At 62.4% G+C, this 17,821-nt stretch carries 15 protein-coding genes and 1 pseudogene; 5 read left to right on the top strand and 11 right to left on the bottom strand.

The genetic code is table 11. The features are described 5' to 3' along the window. Window positions 1-21: 21 nt before the first annotated feature. Complete coding sequence (locus tag A4C63_RS23425; protein ID WP_063914892.1) at window positions 22-957, bottom strand: LysR family transcriptional regulator; 936 nt, start codon at window positions 955-957, stop codon at window positions 22-24. Window positions 958-1,075: 118 nt separating this feature from the next. Here A4C63_RS23425 and A4C63_RS23420 point away from each other — a divergent pair, with 118 nt between their 5' ends. Both A4C63_RS23420 and A4C63_RS23415 read left to right on the top strand, forming a co-directional pair. Then, window positions 1,076-1,939, top strand: a complete 864-nt coding sequence (locus tag A4C63_RS23420; protein WP_063914817.1) for a type 1 glutamine amidotransferase domain-containing protein — start codon at window positions 1,076-1,078, stop codon at window positions 1,937-1,939. A gap of 119 nt (window positions 1,940-2,058) precedes the next feature. Next, on the top strand, window positions 2,059-3,105 hold the full coding sequence (locus tag A4C63_RS23415) for a class I SAM-dependent methyltransferase (protein WP_063914816.1): 1,047 nt from the start codon (window positions 2,059-2,061) through the stop codon (window positions 3,103-3,105). 142 nt (window positions 3,106-3,247) lie between these two features. Here A4C63_RS23415 and A4C63_RS23410 read toward each other — a convergent pair whose 3' ends face one another. The 6 genes from A4C63_RS23410 to yghU all read right to left on the bottom strand — a co-directional run bounded on the left by A4C63_RS23410 (window position 3,248) and on the right by yghU (window position 10,543). After that, window positions 3,248-4,492 carry a saccharopine dehydrogenase family protein gene (locus A4C63_RS23410; protein ID WP_063914815.1) on the bottom strand — a complete coding sequence of 415 codons (1,245 nt, stop codon included), beginning with the start codon at window positions 4,490-4,492 and terminating at the stop codon, window positions 3,248-3,250. Window positions 4,493-4,523: 31 nt separating this feature from the next. Further along, entirely contained in the window at window positions 4,524-5,621 is a 1,098-nt protein-coding gene (locus tag A4C63_RS23405) for a carboxynorspermidine decarboxylase (protein WP_063914814.1), read from the bottom strand. Between the two features lie 333 nt (window positions 5,622-5,954). Then, complete coding sequence (locus tag A4C63_RS23400) at window positions 5,955-6,872, bottom strand: pyridoxal-phosphate dependent enzyme (protein WP_063914813.1); 918 nt, start codon at window positions 6,870-6,872, stop codon at window positions 5,955-5,957. Further along, the gene (locus A4C63_RS23395; protein WP_063914812.1) at window positions 6,869-7,543 is read right to left on the bottom strand and encodes a transcriptional regulator; all 675 of its coding nucleotides are present in this window, start codon (window positions 7,541-7,543) and stop codon (window positions 6,869-6,871) included. Before A4C63_RS23395 ends, A4C63_RS23400 begins: the two co-directional genes overlap by 4 nt. Window positions 7,544-7,727: 184 nt before the next feature. Continuing rightward, window positions 7,728-9,431, bottom strand: a complete 1,704-nt coding sequence (locus A4C63_RS23390; protein ID WP_063914811.1) for an amidase — start codon at window positions 9,429-9,431, stop codon at window positions 7,728-7,730. A 269-nt stretch (window positions 9,432-9,700) separates the two neighbouring features. Then, window positions 9,701-10,543, bottom strand: a complete 843-nt coding sequence (gene yghU / locus A4C63_RS23385) for a glutathione-dependent disulfide-bond oxidoreductase (protein WP_063914810.1) — start codon at window positions 10,541-10,543, stop codon at window positions 9,701-9,703. 200 nt (window positions 10,544-10,743) lie between these two features. Here yghU and A4C63_RS23380 point away from each other — a divergent pair, with 200 nt between their 5' ends. Then, window positions 10,744-11,790, top strand: a complete 1,047-nt coding sequence (locus tag A4C63_RS23380) for a dienelactone hydrolase (RefSeq protein WP_063914809.1) — start codon at window positions 10,744-10,746, stop codon at window positions 11,788-11,790. Here A4C63_RS23380 and A4C63_RS23375 read toward each other — a convergent pair. From A4C63_RS23375 to A4C63_RS23365, 3 genes and pseudogenes are all read right to left on the bottom strand, one after another. Continuing rightward, window positions 11,752-12,945: an MFS transporter gene (locus A4C63_RS23375; protein WP_063914808.1), complete on the bottom strand. Its 1,194-nt coding sequence runs from the start codon at window positions 12,943-12,945 to the stop codon at window positions 11,752-11,754. The genes A4C63_RS23380 and A4C63_RS23375 overlap by 39 nt on opposite strands. Before the next feature lie 247 nt (window positions 12,946-13,192). After that, entirely contained in the window at window positions 13,193-14,779 is a 1,587-nt protein-coding gene (locus tag A4C63_RS23370; protein ID WP_063914807.1) for an ABC-F family ATPase, read from the bottom strand. Window positions 14,780-14,814: 35 nt separating this feature from the next. Beyond that, window positions 14,815-15,507, bottom strand: a pseudogene (locus A4C63_RS23365) (tyrosine-type recombinase/integrase); the annotation flags it as partial. A 95-nt stretch (window positions 15,508-15,602) separates the two neighbouring features. On the opposite strand from A4C63_RS23365, the gene A4C63_RS23360 reads away from it, so the two are divergent. After that, window positions 15,603-16,073 carry a lysozyme inhibitor LprI family protein gene (locus tag A4C63_RS23360; protein ID WP_156510919.1) on the top strand — a complete coding sequence of 157 codons (471 nt, stop codon included), beginning with the start codon at window positions 15,603-15,605 and terminating at the stop codon, window positions 16,071-16,073. Between the two features lie 101 nt (window positions 16,074-16,174). Beyond that, window positions 16,175-16,333: a hypothetical protein gene (locus A4C63_RS26445; protein ID WP_156510918.1), complete on the top strand. Its 159-nt coding sequence runs from the start codon at window positions 16,175-16,177 to the stop codon at window positions 16,331-16,333. Between the two features lie 332 nt (window positions 16,334-16,665). On the opposite strand, the gene A4C63_RS26635 is transcribed toward A4C63_RS26445, so the two are convergent. Then, the gene (locus tag A4C63_RS26635) at window positions 16,666-17,580 is read right to left on the bottom strand and encodes a hypothetical protein (protein WP_063914805.1); all 915 of its coding nucleotides are present in this window, start codon (window positions 17,578-17,580) and stop codon (window positions 16,666-16,668) included. Window positions 17,581-17,821 lie beyond the last annotated feature (241 nt).

The raw sequence follows: 17,821 nt of genomic DNA, 5'->3' as shown, positions 1-17,821 counted from the left end.
AAAAAAATGTCACATTGTTGTTTAGAAATTGTTACTTGCGCCGGCCGCTGCCTCCTGGGCAACGCTCCATAGCTGTTGGCGGAACCAGCGCCGCAAAGGATCGGCATGGGTGCGTTCGTGCCAGATCTGCATCACCTCGACCGCTGGCAGTGTCAGCGGCAGCGGGTACATGAGCAGGTCGTCATCACGCTCGGTGGCTTCGATGGCCAGCGAGTGCAGGCAGGTGAGCAGCAGGTTGGTACCGCGCAGCAGGCGCGTGGGTGCTACGAAGCTCGACAGGCCAGCCACGACCCGTCGTTGCAGTCCCAGGCTGCGCAAGGCGCGGTCGACCAGGCCATCGAGGTCGCCGGTGAGGGTGGTGAGCAGGTGGTCGCTGGCGAGGAAGGTATCGAGGTCCAGGCCTTTGTCCAGGCCTGGATGGCTGCGCGAGGCCAGCACCACGAAGTGCTCGGTGAGCAGGCGCTGTTGGTGGAAGGTTTCTGGCAGGTCGGTGTAGAACCCGGCAACGGCCAGGTCACAGGTGCCTTTCTCCAGTTCTTCGCGAGGTAGCTGTCCGCGGGTGTTGTGGGTGACCAGTGTCAGGTTCGGTGCCTGGCTGCGCAGGATCGGCAGCAGCCTGGGCAACAGCGTCTGTTCTACATAGTCGGTGCTGTACAGGTGCAGGCGGGCAGGGCGGGCGAGGAAATCCTGTCCTTCGCAGCGCTCATAGAAACCCTCCAGGCCCACCACCAGGCGTTCTACCTCGGGCGCCAGTTCGTGGGCGCGCGGTGTCGGGGTCAGGCCCCTGGGGGCGCGGACGAACAGGGGGTCACCAAACTGATGACGCAGCTTGTTGAGCTTGTGGCTGAGCGCGGGCTGGCTCAGCGCCATGCGCTGGGCGGCAAGGGTGGCGTTGCGTTCCTGATACAGCACATGGAACAGGTACAGCAGGTTGAGGTCCTTGCTGGTGATATTCATTTTCTGGATCACAGGCATGCGAGCTTTCGAATTATCGAATCATAGCCTTGCCTTTAGCATGAACGCATCCCGCCAACGTGAGCGGAAGGCCCTATTTGCCAAATCAGGAGATTGTTGCATGACCAAGATGTCCCGGCTTGCCTTGGCTGTTGCCGGCACCCTGCTTGCCGCCGGTGCCCATGCTGCACCCAAGGGTGAAGTGCTGGTGCTGCTGTCCAGCGAGCACCAGCTGCCGTTGCAGGACGGCAAGCGCTACGCAACCGGCTACTACCTCAACGAGTTCGGCGTGCCTGCCGACCGATTGCTCAAGGCTGGTTACAAGCTGGTGCTGGTTACCCCCAAGGGTAATGCCCCGCGCGTCGACCAGGGCTCGATCGACCCAAGCTACTTTGCCGGTGATGCGGCGGAGATGCGCCGGATCGAGCAGGTCGTGCAAGGCCTGCCGGGCATTGACGATACCCTGTCGGTGAAAGAAGTACTGGCAGGTGACCTGGGGCGCTATGCCGGGCTGTTCATCCCCGGCGGCCATGCGCCGTTGATCGACCTGGCCAACAATCCGGACGTGGGCACCTTGCTGCGGCATTTCCACCAGGCTGGCAAGCCCACAGCCGCCATCTGCCACGGCCCCATCGCCTTGCTCTCGGCCCAGCAGGACCCGGCAAGCTACCAGTCGGCGCTGGCACGTGGTGAAAAGCCGGCAGCCAACGACTGGTTGTACAAGGGCTACAAGATGACCATTTTCTCCGACCCGGAGGAGCAGGTGTTCGAGGGATCGCTCAAGGACCAGCGGCTGTTGTTCTACCCGGCCAACGCCATGGCAATGGCAGGGGGCGACATGGGCTACGCCAAGGCCTGGCAACCCAATGTCGTGGTAGACCGCGAACTGATCACCGGGCAGAACCCGTTCTCGGACAAGGCGCTGGCCAAGGTGCTACTGGAAAAGTTGGCTGGGCAGGCAAAGCCTTCTGATCAGGGCATCTAGACTTACAAGTGGCCTGCGTTGGGCAACGCTCGGCAGGCCCACACCATTCAATCGACCACCGCCTCCCCGGAGCGGATGTCCCTCGCTGGCGATGGCCTTCTTGCAGAGGAGGGCAGGTCATGGACGAGGCAAGGCTTCACGACTTCATGGGCAAGCTGGTGGGCGACATGGGCGCTGCGGCGACCTTGGCCAACGTGATTCTTGGCGATGAGCTGGGGTTGTATCGGGCCATGGCCGACAGCCAGCCGACCACCCCCGAGGCGCTGGCGGAAAAGACCGGCTGCCACCCGCGGCTGGTGCGCGAATGGCTCAGCGCCCAGGCCGCCTCGGGTTACATGGTGCATGACAAGGGCCGTTTCGTGTTGCCCGAAGAGCAGGCCATGGCCCTGGCGCTGGAGGATTCCCCGGCCTATATGGCCGGTGGTGCGGCGGTGGTGGCAGCGCTGTTCCATGACAAGGACAAGTTGGTCGCAGCCATGCGCGGTGACGGCGGGCTGGCCTGGGGCGACCACCACCCCAGCATGTTCAGCGGCACCGAACGGTTCTTCCGGCCGGGCTACCGCACCTTCCTGGTGGCCGAATGGTTGCCGGCACTGGAGGGCGTCGTGGCCAAGTTGCAGGCGGGCGCCAAGGTGGCGGATGTGGGCTGTGGGCATGGTGCTTCCACGCTGGTCATGGCCCAGGCGTTTCCGGCATCCACCTTCGTCGGCTACGACTACCACGGGCCTTCCATCGCCACCGCCAACGAGCGTGCGCGCGAGGCGGGGTTGGCGGGAAGGGTGAGCTTCCAGCAGGCCAGCGCCAAGGACTACCCGGGGCATGACCATGACCTGGTGTGCTTCTTCGATTGCCTGCACGACATGGGCGACCCGGTGGGGGCTGCGAAGCATGCTTACCGCGCGTTGAAGGCCGACGGCACGGTGATGCTGGTGGAGCCTTACGCCGAGGATTCGCTGGAGGGCAACCTGACACCGGTTGGGCGCTTGTTCTATGCGGCATCGACGTTTATCTGCACGCCGAATTCGTTGTCGCAGGAGGTGGGGCTCGGGCTGGGCGCGCAGGCCGGGGAAGCGCGGTTGCGGGCGGTGTTCGAGGAGGCGGGGTTCAGCCGGTTCCGGCGGGCGACGCAGACGCCGTTCAACCTGATCCTGGAGGCTCGGAAATAGAGGTAAGCCTGTGCCGGCCCTTTCGCGGGTAAACCCGCTCCCACAGGCATGTCACAGGTCTGTAGGAGCGGGTTTACCCGCGAAGAGGCCGGGCCTGCAAAAACAGAAGGGGCGCCTTGATGGCGCCCCTCTGTCTTGCTGCTTAGGCTTCAGCGTCCCAAGGACGATCACCTTTTTCATCCTTGACGCGGGTCGGCAGGCCCATCACGTCCAGCGCCTTGAGGAACGGCTCGGCTGGCAGCTCCTCGACGTTGACCATGCGCTTGGCATCCCACTCACCACGGGCAACCAGCAGGGCGGCAGCCACTGGCGGTACTCCGGCGGTGTAGGAAATGCCCTGGCTGTCGGTCTCGGCGTAGGCTTCTTCGTGGTCAGCCACGTTGTAGATGAACACTTCGCGCGGCTGGCCATCCTTGGTGCCCTTGACCAGGTCACCGATGCAGGTCTTGCCGGTATAGCCCGGAGCCAGCGAGGCTGGATCCGGCAGCACGGCCTTGACCACTTTCAGCGGTACCACTTCCAGGCCTTCGGCGGTTTTCACCGGTTGCTCGGAGAGCAGGCCCAGGTTCTTCAGCACGGTGAACACGTTGATGTAGTGCTCGCCGAAGCTCATCCAGAAACGCACGTTCGGCACGTTGAGGTTCTTCGAAATCGAGTGAACTTCGTCGTGGCCGGTCAGGTACAGGTTTTGCGAACCTACCACCGGCAGGTCGTCGGTACGCTTGACCTCGAACATGGTGTTGCTGGTCCACTGGCTGTTCTGCCAGCTCCACACTTGCCCGGTGAACTCGCGGAAGTTGATTTCCGGGTCGAAGTTGGTGGCGAAGTACTTGCCATGTGAGCCGGCATTGACGTCGAGGATGTCGATAGAGTCAATGCTGTCGAAATACTGTTGCTGCGCCAGCTTGGCGTAGCTGTTCACCACACCCGGGTCGAAACCGACGCCGAGAATGGCGGTAATGTTCTTTGCCTGGCACTCTTCGAGGTGTTTCCACTCGTAGTTGCCGTACCACGGCGGGGTCTCGCAGATCTTGCCCGGCTCTTCGTGGATGGCGGTGTCCAGATAGGCGGCACCGGTATCGATGCAGGCACGCAGCACCGACATATTGAGGAAGGCGGAACCAACGTTGATCACGATCTGCGATTCGGTCTCGCGGATCAGCGCCTTGGTTGCCTCGACATCGAGGGCATTGAGCGAGAAGGCCAGGATGTCGGCGGGTACCTTGAGGCTACCCTTGGCCTTGACGCTGTCGATGATGGCCTGGCATTTGGAGATGTTCCGTGACGCAATAGCGATACGACCCAGTTCGTCGTTATGCTGCGCGCACTTGTGGGCCACCACCTTGGCGACACCTCCTGCACCAATGATAAGAACGTTCTTCTTCAATTTGTCACTTGCTCCTTACTGAAAGCCGGTCTTACGACAGGCTGGAAACGTAGTCTTCGAAACCGAACTCGCGCACCACTTCGACGCTGCCGTCGAGTTGCTTGACCACGATGGATGGCATTTTCAGACCGTTGAACCAGTTTTTCTTGACCATGGTGTAACCCGCCGCGTCGACGAACGACAGGCGATCACCGATGGCCAGCGGACGATCGAATTGGTACTCGCCGAAGATGTCACCGGCCAGGCACGACTTGCCGCAGACCATGTAGGTGTGCGCGCCGTCGTTGGGGGCCATCTTGGCGTTGAGGCGGTAGATCAGCAGGTCGAGCATGTGCGCTTCGATCGAGCTGTCGACCACGGCCAGGTGCTTGCCGTTGTACAGGGTATCGAGCACGGTCACCTCCAGCGAAGCGCTGTTGGTGATGGCAGCTTCGCCCGGCTCCAGGTACACCTGCACGCCGTACTTTTCCGAGAAGGCTTTCAGGCGCGCACAGAAGGCGTCCAGCGCGTAGTCCTCACCGGTGAAGTGGATGCCGCCACCGAGGCTGACCCACTCGACCTTGTGCAGCAAGTGCCCGAAGCGTTCTTCGATGTGCGTGAGCATCTTGTCGAACAGGCCGAAGTCGCCGTTCTCGCAGTTGTTGTGGAACATGAAGCCGGAGATCTGCTCGATCACCTGTTCGACCTTGGCCGGGTCCCATTCGCCCAGGCGGCTGAACGGGCGGGCCGGGTCGGCCAGCAGGTAGTCGGAGCTGCTGACCTGCGGGTTGACGCGCAGGCCGCGGACCTTGCCTTCGGACTGAGCGGCAAAGCGTTGCAGCTGGCCGATCGAGTTGAATATGATCTTGTCGCAGTTCTCGAGCATTTCCTCGACCTCGTCGTCGGCCCAGGCCACGCTGTAGGCGTGGGTTTCGCCGGCGAACTTCTGGCGGCCGAGCTTGAGCTCGTACAGCGACGAAGAGGTGGTGCCGTCCATGTACTGTTGCATCAGGTCGAAGACCGACCAGGTGGCAAAGCACTTGAGGGCGAGCAGCGCCTTGGCACCGGAGTGTTCGCGCACGTAGGCGATCTTCTCCATGTTGCCCAGCAGCTTGGTTTTATCGATGAGGTAGTACGGCGTCTTGATCATTTAAAGGCCCCCGGCCAGGCCGGCCAAAAAAAGGACACGCATTGTGCCTTCACTTGCCGCAGACCGAAAGGGTGGGTTACGCATTTCGTCGTGGTTGACGCCGTTGCGAGGGGATTTTTCCGGTTGCGGCGGGCTTAGTAGAACAGCGGCATGTGACTATCGTAATCACCGCTGGGGGGTGGCAAGGAGTATCCGATGAGTGTTGTATCGGATGGCACCGGCTCCGCCGGTGTTCGCGGGCTTGCCCGCTCCCACAGGTTTAGCGCGAGGCTAAGAAAATGCGCGGTTCCTGTGGGAGCGGGCAATCCCGCGAAGAGGCCGGTATCGGCAACCTCAATCAACCTGCTTCAACCACGCCTGGATCTGCTCCAGCGTGGCGGTAGCCCCACCACAAACCACCACCAGCACATTCTGGTACTGCGCCAGGGCGCCTGGTGTATAGGCCAGTGCCAACGCCGCCCCACAGGCAGGTTCCACCAGCACGCGATGGTCTCGCAGGAACCGCTCGCAGGCTTCCAGGGCAGCGCGGTCACTGACCAGATGGCTGTGCACCGGATGCTGCTGCACGCACACCAGCGCCTGGTCAGCCACACGCTTGGCCCCCAGCGACGTCGCCACCGAGGCAATACGTTCCAGCTCCACCGAATGCCCCGCCTGGATGGCCGCATGCAGCGATGCCGCGCCTTCGGTTTCCACCGCCAGCACCGGCACATCGCCCCAGCCGTTGCGCTGCAGCCCCTCGACCACGCCACTGAGCAAACCGCCACCGCCCACCGACAACACCACGGCATCCGGCTTCATGCCGGCCTCGGCGACTTCATCCACCAGGCTGGCATGCCCGGCCCACAGCAGCGGGTCGTCAAATGGGTGGATGAAGGCGTCATCCGGGCCGACCAGGGTCTGCGCCAGGGCGTTGGCTTCTTGCCAGGAGCTGCCATGCACCACTACCTGTGCGTCCTCCAGGCGCAGCAGCTCCTTGGCCCGCTCAGTGGTGGTCTCGGGCACCACCACGGTCACCGCCACGCCCAGCTTGCGCCCGGCATAGGCCACTGCCAGGCCCGCGTTACCGCCCGAGGAAGACACGAAATGCCGCGCGCCACGGGCATGGTGCACCTCGCAGGCGTGGCCCACGCCGCGCAGCTTGAACGAGCCGCAGGGCTGCAGGGCCTCGAGCTTGAGCCAGACGTTGCGGCCAGCGGCCAGCGAAAGCGGCCGGGATTCGATCAGGGGGGTATGAATATGCAAGGTCATTGGCTGGCTCCGCGCAGTTGCTCAAGGTAGTTGTAAACGGTGTAGCGGGTCACGCCAAGGGCGCTGGCGGCCTTTTCCACGCCGCCCTTGACGATGAACAGGCCACGCTCCTGCATCACTCGTACGGCCTCGACCTTGGCCTGTTTGTTCATCCGCCCTTGGCCGCTGCGCTGCAGGGATGCCTGGATTATCTCGCTCATCAGCAGTTCCATGTCGGCGGGTTCACTGACGGCAGGCGCTGCCCCCAGCGGCTGGAACTGCTGGAGAAAACTCATGGCGGCGTCGAGGCCGGTGACGTCGGTGTTGACACAGAGGCTGGCGAAGGGGTGCCCGCTGCGGTCGCGGAAGATCGCCGTGGCGCTGCGCAGGGTGCGGCCCTTGAGGGTGGTAGGGTAGTCGGGCAGCACTACCGGCGTGCAGCCGTGCTGGTCGGCCGACGCCTGCATCAGTGCCTTGAAACCTTGGTCCTGTTCCGGGGCGGCGAGGATCGGGCTACCGACGCTGCGGCCGGAAAGGTGGCCGTTGACGATCGCCACCACGGAGTGTTCCGGGTGGTCGAGGTCGTGCAAAAGGATTTCCATGTTGCGCGCGGCAACGCTGCCCAGGGCCTGGATGGCGGCCTTGAGGACGGTGAGGGTGAGCTGGCGTTCTTCGCTGGGGGTGATAGGCATGGCAGATCGCAAAATCAACGTTTTGTGTATTTTTACACATGAAGTTGAATTTTGCGATTTGCTTTTTCAGGTCTATTCGCGGGTAAACCCGCTCCCACAGGTTCACCACAGGTCTTGAGTACTGTGGGGTCCCTGTGGGAGCGGGTTTACCCGCGAATGGGCCGCAAAGCAGCCCCTTCAGGCCTCAGCTCAGGGCCGGGGTACGCGGCGGGATCATCCGCCGCGACCCGGTTGCCTCGAAGGCTGCACCGAAGCTAAGCAGCGCATTGTCGCTGTAAGCCCGGCCCGCAAAGGTCAACCCCACTGGCATGCCGATATCGGCCATCACGCCCATCGGCACAGTCACGGTCGGCACCCCCAGGTGACGGATCGCCAGGTTGCCGTTGGCCACCCAGATTCCGTTGCTCCAGGCGATGTCGGCCGATACCGGGTTGACGTCGGAATCAGCCGGGGCCACATCGGCAACGGTGGGGAACAGCACCGCATCCAGGCCCAGCTTGTCCATCCAGTCTTCCAGGTCCATCTTGCGGGTCTGCTCCAGACCGCGCAGGCCGTCGGGCAGGGTCTCGATCTGGTCCCAGGTCTTCAGGCCACGCTTGGCCATGTTGACGTATTCGTCCATGCCGGCAGCCAGGTCGTCCTCACGGTTGGGCAGGGTGCCCGGGTCGTGGGGGAAAATCTGCGGCCCGTCGACGTCGGCCAGGCGGTTGAGCCTGGGGTCACCATTGGCGCGCAGGAAGTCGTCAAAGGCCCAACCCGACAGCTCCCACAGTTCGTCATGCAGGAACTCCTTGCTGACGATGCCGCGGTTGTACACGGTCGGTGCGCCCGGGCGATCACCTTCGCAGTTCGACACCAGCGGGAAGTCCACTTCCAGCACTTCGGCACCGGCCGCTTCCAGTGCCTGGCGAGCCTGCTGCCACAGGTCGATCACCGTGGCGCGGGTGTTGATGCGCTGGCCGGTCGGGCCGCCAATGCCAGGCTTTTCGGAAGTACCGGCTTCGGCATCGGCATTGATGTACATGCGCGGCACGCCAAAGCGCTTGCCCTTGAGCGCGCTGGCATCAACGGCCAGGTCCAGGTACGAAGCCGGGCGCACCGTCGAAGCCGCCGGGATGGGCACCCAGGGTTGCAGGCGCCACAGGTCGCCACGCTTGTCGGCGTCGTCAGCTACGACTACATCGAGAATTTCCAGCAGGTCGGCCATGGTGCGGGCATAGGGCACCACCACGTCCATGGTCGGTGTGAGCGGCCAGTTGCCACGCACCGAAATCACCCCGCGCGACGGGGTATAGGCGCACAGGCCGTTGTTGGACGCCGGGCCGCGGCCGCTGGACCAGGTTTCTTCGGCCAGGCCGAAGGCACTGAAGCTGGCGGCGGTGGCGGTGCCGGCACCGTTGGACGAGCCCGAGGCGAACGGTGCGGTCAGGTAGTTGGCGTTGTACGGGCTTTCGGCGCGGCCATATACGCCGCGCTGCATGCCGCCGTTGGCCATGGGCGGCATGTTGGTCTTGCCCAGGCACACGGCGCCGGCGGCGCGCAGGCGTTCGATGGTGAAGGCGTCGCGCTGGGCCACCAGGTCCTTGAAGGCCGGGCTGCCCGATGCAGCGGTCAGGCCCTTGACCAGGTAGCTGTCCTTGGCGGTGTAAGGGATGCCGTCCAATGGGCTCAGGACCTGGCCTTTGGCACGACGGGCGTCGGAGGCCTCTGCTTCTTTCAGTGCCTCGGGGTTGCGTACCACTACGGCGTTCAGGGCAGTGGCGGTGTCGGCGCCATCGTAGGCGTCGATGCGTGCCAGGTAGGCCTGGACCAGCTCGACCGCCGTCGTGCGACCCGATTCGAGCGCGTCGCGCAGCTCGGCAATGGAAACCTCGGTTACCTCGATCATGCGTTCACCAAAAAAAAATGTGCAGGTGGGGGCTAATGCGAGGAGTGTACAAGAAGGGCTTGCCGGGCGCAGGTTTGCGCGGGGGCAAATGGTTTTTTGCAGGCGGGCATTGTCGGGGCCTTCCCAAGCACTGCACGGACTCTTGTGGGAGCGGCCTTGCGTCGCGAAAGGGCCGCAGAGCGGCCGCGGCGATTTCACAGTGGTACGAAGACCCTGGGGGCGCTTCGCACCCCTTTCGCGACGTAAGGCCGCTCCCACAAGGGGGCGCGTCAACCGTCCAGGTCTGCCGCCGCATGCCGCTCCGGCACCTGGCTGGCTTCATCCCCCCAGGTCCGGTTCACCCGGGTGCCGCGCTGTACCGTCGGGCGCAAGGCAATCTCCTCGGCCCAGCGCTGCACATGTCGGTACTCGTCCACCGCCAGGAACTCTGCAGCGCCATACAGGTTGCCGCGCACCAGCTGGCCATACCACGGCCACACGGCGATGTCGGCGATGCTGTATTCCTCGCCGCCCAGGTAGCGGCTTTCGGCCAGGCGCCGGTCGAGCACATCCAGCTGGCGCTTGGCTTCCATGGTGAAACGGTTGATGGCGTACTCGAACTTTTCCGGCGCATACACATAGAAGTGGCCAAAGCCACCGCCCAGATAAGGCGCCGCCCCCATCTGCCAGAACAGCCAGTTCAGGCTCTCGGTGCGTGCAGCTGGCGCTTTCGGCAGCAAAGCACCGAATTTTTCCGCCAGGTACAGCAGGATCGAACCCGACTCGAACACCCGCACCGGCGGCTCGACGCTGCGGTCGAGCAGGGCGGGGATTTTCGAGTTGGGGTTGACCTGGACGAAGCCGCTGGAGAACTGCTCGCCCTCGCCAATGCGGATCAGCCAGGCATCATATTCGGCACCCTGGTGGCCCTGCGCGAGCAGCTCTTCGAGGGCGATGGTGACCTTGACGCCATTGGGCGTGGCCAGGGAGTACAGCTGCAGCGGGTGCTTGCCCAGCGGCAGGTCCTTGTCATGGGTCGGGCCGGCAACCGGGCGGTTGATGCTGGCGAACTGGCCGCCGGACGCTGCGTCGTTGCGCCAGACCTTGGGTGGTACGTAGGCGGGCTTGCTCATGCATGAATCTCCTTCAATGGCGCGAAACGGTCACGTAAGAACGTGGATCTGCATCTATGCCACGGGTTCGACGAATAGCGCAAATGCATAGGGTGCGAGCGTGAAGTGCATGACTTCGGTTTCATCCAGGTTTCATCCGGCGCAGGCCAGGCCGGTTCTATGCTGGGCTATCTCTTCGCCCTGCAAGGAACCGCCGGCCGATGACTCTTGCACGCTGCGTGTTGGCGCTGGCCTTGCTCGGCGGCCTGCTGGCCCACGCCGAGGCCGCGCCCTGGGTTGCCGGCCTGCACTACATGACCTTGGCCGACCCGGTCGACGCCCGGCCCATGCAGGCACTGGCGTTCTACCCGGCCATTGGCAAAACCCGCACCAGCCGCATCGACGGCTACCCGGTCAACGTGACTGAAGAGGCGCCGGTAGCGTTGGGCCAGTTCCCGTTGCTGGTGCTGTCCCACGGCAACACTGGCAGCCCGCTGGCCTTGCACTACCTGGCGACGTCGCTGGCGCGCCAGGGCTTTATCGTGGTGGCGGTGGTACACCCCGGGGACAACGCCCGCGACCACAGTCGCCTGGGCACCCTGAGCAACCTGTATGGCCGGCCACTGCAAGTCAGTGCCGCCATCACGGCCGCTCGCGATGATGCCTTGCTGGGGCCCTACCTGAACGACGGCAAGGTGGGGGTGATCGGCTACTCGGCCGGTGGTGAAACCGCTTTGATTCTCTCCGGCGCGCGCCCCGACCTGGACCGCCTGCGACAGTATTGCCTGGAGCGCCCGAACGACGGCGACGCCTGCAAGACCCACGGCGTACTGATTGCTGATCGCAGCGAGCTGGCGCCCGAGGCCGACCAGCGGGTGGGGGCGGTGATGCTGATGGCACCGTTGAGCCTGTTGTTCGGGCGCCATGCCCTGGCCGGGGTGCAGGTGCCGGCACTGATCTACAGTGGCGACAGCGACCAGTTGGTGGCTGTGGACCGTAACGCCGAAGCCCTGGCCCGCAAGCTGCCTGTCACACCGGATTACCGCCTGTTGGCCGGTGCCGGGCACTTCGTGTTCATGGCCCATTGCGATGCCGAGCAGTACATGCGGATGCCAGCGCTGTGCAAGGACGCCGAAGGTGTGGACCGCCGTCATATCCATCATTCACTGCAGCGTGAAACCGCGGCGTTCTTCAGCCAGGCGCTGGGCGCGCCGCAGCCGGCCGAGCGTTCAGCCGCGACCAGCGCACCGCGCCAGCAACAGCGTTAGGCCGACACCGGCCAGGGCGAGCAGGGCCGCCACACAGAAGATCGAGGCATAGCCCAGGTGCACGGCCACCGCGCCCATCACCGGCCCGGCGATGGCCAGGGCGATGTCGAAGAACACCGCGTAGGCGCCCAGCCCTGCGCCACGACTGCTGCTAGGCACCTGCTTGATCGCCTCCACCCCCAGCGCCGGGTATACCAGCGACAGCCCGAACCCAGTAAGCCCGGCACCGATCAGCGCCCACGATGGCGACGGTGCCAGCCACAGCAGGCTCAGGCCGAGCACTTCAGTGGCCATGCACGTGACTGCGACGTTGTAGCCGCCAAAACGGTTGACTGCGTTGACGAACAGCAGCCGCGAAATGATGAAGCACACGCCAAAGGCACTCAGGCACCAGGCCGCGCCCACCCAGCCGCGCTCCAGGTAATACAGGGTGACGAAGGTGGTCAGGGTGCCGTAGCCGATAGAAGCCAGGGTCAGGCCCAGGCCGCACGGTGCGACGCGGCCGAAGGCCGACCAGAAGGGCAGGCGCTCGCCGCGCACCACCACTGCGTCTGGCCGCCTGCGCAGCACCAGCAGGGCCGATACCGCCAGCACCAGCAATGCCGGCCCCAGCACGCTGAAGCCCAGCCCGTCCACGGTCAGTACGCCCAACGGGGCGCCGATGGCGATGGCGCCATAGGAGGCGATACCGTTCCAGGAAATCACTCTGGCGGTATGCTCGGGCCCGACCTGGCTGATACCCCAGCTCAGCGTGGCCACGCCGATCAGCCCTTGGGCGATGCCCAGCAGCAAGCGCCCGCCGAGCAACAGCACCAGGCTCAGCAGCGGTAGCGTCAGGGTCCAGGCCGATAGCAGGGTCAACGCCCCGCAGCCGGCAATCCCCAGCAAGCCGAAGCGAATGGCCCGCTTGCCCCCCAAGGTATCCGCCACGCGCCCGGCAAACGGGCGGCTGAGCAGGGTGGCCAGGTATTGCAGGCCAATGGTCAGCCCGGCGACCACCGCGCCATAGCCCAACTGGTCGTGCACATGGCTGGGCAGCACGGCGATGGGCAGGCCGATGCAGAGGAAGGCAATGAAGGTGTAGAAAACGATCGACAGGATCTGCAGGGTGATTTGCAGCGTGTTGCTGGCGGGGACGGGCTGTTGCGCGGTCATGGGCTCGTTCGCGGGCGGGCGGTTGGGCGTGGTCCCATCATGGCCGTTGCGTGAAGGAAATGAAAGCAGGCTAACGAATTATTCGTCGGGCAGTGCCAGACTGTGGGATTGACGGTGGATTGTTCGCGGGTGAACCCGCTCCCACAGGATTTGCATAGGCCTCAAATGCTACGCAGTCCCTGTGGGAGCGGGTTTACCCGCGAAGAGGCCGGCCCTGCCATACAACATGGCCAGGCCGCCCTGTCAATCAGACCAGTACGCCCTGGCTACGCAGGTAATCGTCGTAGGTACCGCTGAAGTCCACCACGCCATCAGCCGACAGCTCGATGATGCGCGTGGCCAGCGACGACACGAACTCACGGTCGTGGCTGACGAACAGCAGGGTGCCTGGGTAGTTTTCCAGCGCCAGGTTCAGCGCCTCGATCGATTCCATGTCCAGGTGGTTGGTCGGCTCGTCCATCACCAGTACGTTCGGCTTCTGCAGGATCAGCTTGCCGAACAGCATGCGGCCTTGCTCACCACCGGAAATCACCTTCACCGACTTGAGGATCTCGTCGTTGGAGAACAGCATGCGCCCGAGGGTGCCGCGGATCACCTGCTCGCCGGAGGTCCACTGGCCCATCCAGTCGAACAAGGTCATGTCGTCTTCGAAGTCGTGGGCGTGGTCCTGGGCGTAGTAGCCCACTTCGGCGCTGTCGGTCCACTTCACTTCACCCTTGTCCGGGGCCATTTCACCGACCAGGGTGCGCAGCAGGGTGGTCTTGCCGATACCGTTGGGGCCGATGATCGCCACGCGCTCGCCAGCTTCGATGGTGAAGCCCAGGTCCTTGAACAGCACCTTGTCGTCGAAGGCCTTGGCCATTTTCTCGACGGTAACGGCCTGGCGGTGCAGCTTCTTGGTCTGTTCAAAGCGGATGAACGGGCTCACCCGGCTCGACGGCTTGACCTCGGCCAACTGGATCTTGTCGATCTGCTTGGCCCGCGAGGTGGCCTGCTTGGCCTTCGAGGCGTTGGCCGAGAAGCGGCTGACGAAGGTCTGCAGTTCAGCGATCTGGGCTTTCTTCTTGGCGTTGTCCGACAGCAGTTGCTCGCGGGCCTGGGTGGCAGCGGTCATGTACTCGTCGTAGTTGCCCGGGAACACGCGCAGCTCGCCGTAGTCCAGGTCGGCCATGTGGGTGCAGACACTGTTGAGGAAGTGCCGGTCGTGGGAAATGATCACCATGGTGCTGTTACGCGCGGTGAGGATGGTTTCCAGCCAGCGGATGGTGTTGATGTCCAAGTGGTTGGTCGGCTCGTCGAGCAGCAGCACGTCCGGGTCCGAGAACAGCGCCTGGGCCAGCAGCACGCGCAGCTTCCAGCCCGGTGCCACTTCGCTCATCGGGCCGAAGTGCTGTTCCAGCGGAATACCCAGGCCCAGCAGCAGTTCACCGGCGCGGGATTCGGCGGTGTAGCCGTCCATCTCGGCGAATTCGGTTTCCAGCTCTGCGACGGCCATGCCGTCTTCCTCGGTCATTTCCGGCAGCGAGTAGATGCGGTCACGCTCGGCCTTGACCTTCCACAGCTGGCCGTGGCCCATGATCACCGTGTCGATCACGGTGAATTCCTCGTAGGCGAACTGGTCCTGGCGCAGTTTGCCCAGGCGAGTGTTTGGCTCGAGCATGACCTGGCCACCGGACGGCTCCAGGTCACCGCCGAGGATCTTCATGAAGGTCGACTTGCCGCAACCGTTGGCGCCGATAAGGCCGTAGCGGTTGCCGTTGTTGAATTTGACGGAAACGTTTTCGAACAGCGGCTTGGAGCCGAACTGCATGGTGATGTTGGCGGTGGAGATCAAAAGGCTTACCTATCAGTCACTTACAGAGCTGGTTTTCAACCTGATACCGATTTGATACCAATCTTGAGTTTTTCCAGCTCGCTCCAGTCGGAGCTTGAGTTGAGCCAACGGGCATACGTCGACAGCAGCATTTGAACGCTGTGACCCAGCTGTTGGGCGATAAATGCGGGGTTGAGGCCGGACATTAAGCATATTGTCGCATAGGTGTGCCGGCAGTTATATGGGGGACGACGCCGAATGCCCAGCTCATTCAGCACCGGCACCCACTGTTTGTGCAGATCGGAGGTCTGTTTCACGTGCTCGGCGTTCTTCGACGGCGGGAACGAGAATGGCGTTTCGGTCACCGCTCCCTTCCCATGCCGGCGGCGGTCCGCATATTCCCTGGTGAACTGGATCGCGCGCAAGGCCCGGTCATTCAGCAGCACGAAGCGATCCCTGCCTGTTTTCGTCCTTTCCTCCACCTCGCCCAAGGCGACGGTCCTCTTTACGTGCACAGTCCTCTCTTCCATATCGATCACATCCCAGCGCACTGCCAAGGCCTCCGACAAGCGGAGGCCGTTGAAGAACATAAACTCGAACAGCGCGGCATAGATGAGGCTCGGCCAATGCTTGTGTTCGTAGAGCTTGTCGATGATGGTGTTGGCTTCGGCCAGGGTGAACGGGTCGATCTCCTTATGCGACCGCTTCGGCAACTCAATCACCTCGGCGGGGTTCTTGGTCAGCAGTCCTTCCCGGGTTGCCGCAGCCATGCGCCGTATCGTGGCGCTCAGATCCTTGTTGCGGCACTATGCAGTCTCTGTACAGATATCTCAGGGAGTGAGGCGTGAAGAATTTTTTTAAAGCGATCTGCATGGGATCGTTGCTCGTGATGGGTGCTGCCCATGCTGATGTGGGCCGTGAAGAAGAGCTGGATGAGGCGGTCCGTCAGTTCGCAGCCAAGGTGGAGGCCGTGTGGCAGCAGTGCCTTAGGAGACCAGACGTGCACACTACGAACGATAGCGATATGTGTCTCTTGGCGATGGTGCGCTCAAGTAACGAAGCGGTCGAACAGAAGTACCAGGAGAAACTGATCACTGCTCGAGATGTGGCCGAGCATCCAAACGCGTTTGCGACATTTGAGACGGTTCCGATCTTGCTGGAGGAATCTCAGGCGCGGTGGAAGCAATACGTCAAAACAGACTGCGACGGAATAGGTGCACAGAGTGCTGACGGGACCGCTCGCGCCACCTATGCACTCCGCTGTGAATATCAACACGCCCTCCAGCGCTTACGCGCACTGGATGCGTGGTACTGACTGCTTAAGGCTTCTATCCACCCGCATTGGCCGCATGTCGACTGCACATTGATCTCTACCAATACCGGCGACATGCCATCCTAAGAAGGCACAAGTGACCCATGAGCAGACCGACGCCGCCGTCTGATCTGCGCGAGTGCTTGTGGCTGGCGCTGCGTCCGGCCACTGATGTGTGGGACTGGGTGCAGAGCGAGATCCTGGCCGACACCGGCAGCATCCATAACCCCGAGCACGCACACCTCATCGACGCCAACATCTGAGTGCTGTGGGCATCGACTGAGTTCGCCAAGCCAGCGGACCCGGTCAGCTGAGGTTGATTTGTAAAAGACTCGCCTCCATATCAGTCATGGCATTTCGCCGCATGGAGAGCTTCATGGACAACCTACAGTTGCTGTGAAGGCCGCTATGGCCCCTAAGCTGCCGCTGGCAAGAGCCGCTAACGGCCGGAACAGGGAATTCGGATGGCGTTTACCCACCGGGTTTCCTGTACGGTTAACTCGAACATTCAAATTACCGTACAGGACACTAGCGAATAAACCTGTGGCTCAAGCGGATCGCCGTGCTCGATGCGCTGAAATGTGATATTCACGTTTCAGGATCGGTTATTACCCTTTTTGCTTGGTTTGAAGAGCATAGCCGCCGAGATCCCAATGAGAGCCAGGATCATCCCAATTAATACTGTCAAGTCCCAGTTTGACCTCGTCGGCAGATTGGCAAGAGCTCCATAGCGGCCGTTTATCACATCCTGATAAAGCTTGGCTGCGAAATGGCAAGCTAGAGAGAAGCTAATTGCAGCAACTATGATGCGCTGTATGAAAGCCAATGTGGACTGTTTACAGATGATCGCACAGGCGACCAAAAAAATCCCGATTGCCAGCAGGCCAGAGCCCTCTGCCCAACTACCTGGAAGTCTGGTATAACCGGAGTACGAAACAACGCCTCCTAGCATCAGCCAAGCTCCTCGGCGCCGGTCACTGCTTTTTTCGTCTTCGTGGCTCGGTTCAGTGCCGGTTTGTTTGGCACGCCACGGCAGGAACTTTTTGAGAGGGCTGGGTTGGGGCATCATGTTTTGGATGATGCCGAACTGATCGGCAAGCTCTCCCACCTTGGTGATCAGCTTCGCAATGTCTTGTTCCGGGTCGACGTAGAAGTACTCGATCACAAAGCGAAGCGTCGTGCCGAATTGCTCTCCAATAGGCGGAAGCGCCAAGGACCTGACCTGAATAGGCTCACCACCGCGCGCAGCATCGCGCACGCACCAGGAGATAAGCTCCAGAGCTTGAAGCCCTGCTAAATCTCGCGAGATGCCAAAGTTAACGGTAATTATGACTTCGTCCGCCAGGCCGCCGTGAGTACGGCGCAGTGCGCCGAGCGGCAAGTCCCCGTAGGGAAGAAGACTAAAATGATCCTCTGAGAGTTCCGACACGTATTCCTTATCAACCACTGCATCGGTGACGCCAGTAATTGCTTCAATTGTTTTTTGCAACTTTTCTATTTCAGGGGGCATCCCAGTCCTCGGAAACAAGGGGCAATCAAGTACCGGCAACGGCGGGAGTTCACTCTATCCGGGCGATAGCCCTAGTATGCGTAAGGCAGCGCACCGTACAGAAAGCCAGTTGTCGGTTTAGGATTGTGAGGCTAGCAGATTTTCAAAGTGCAAGTAACCACTGCAGTCATGCAGGGTGTAGTTACCGTCGTCCAGGCGGTGAGCTCGGGCTGCTAGAGCGTAAACGGATTCCACCCTCTCT

The sequence above is a fragment of the Pseudomonas sp. p21 genome, assembly GCF_001642705.1.
In the GTDB taxonomy this organism is placed as follows: domain Bacteria; phylum Pseudomonadota; class Gammaproteobacteria; order Pseudomonadales; family Pseudomonadaceae; genus Aquipseudomonas.
This window is presented reverse-complemented; position numbering and strand designations above follow the sequence as displayed.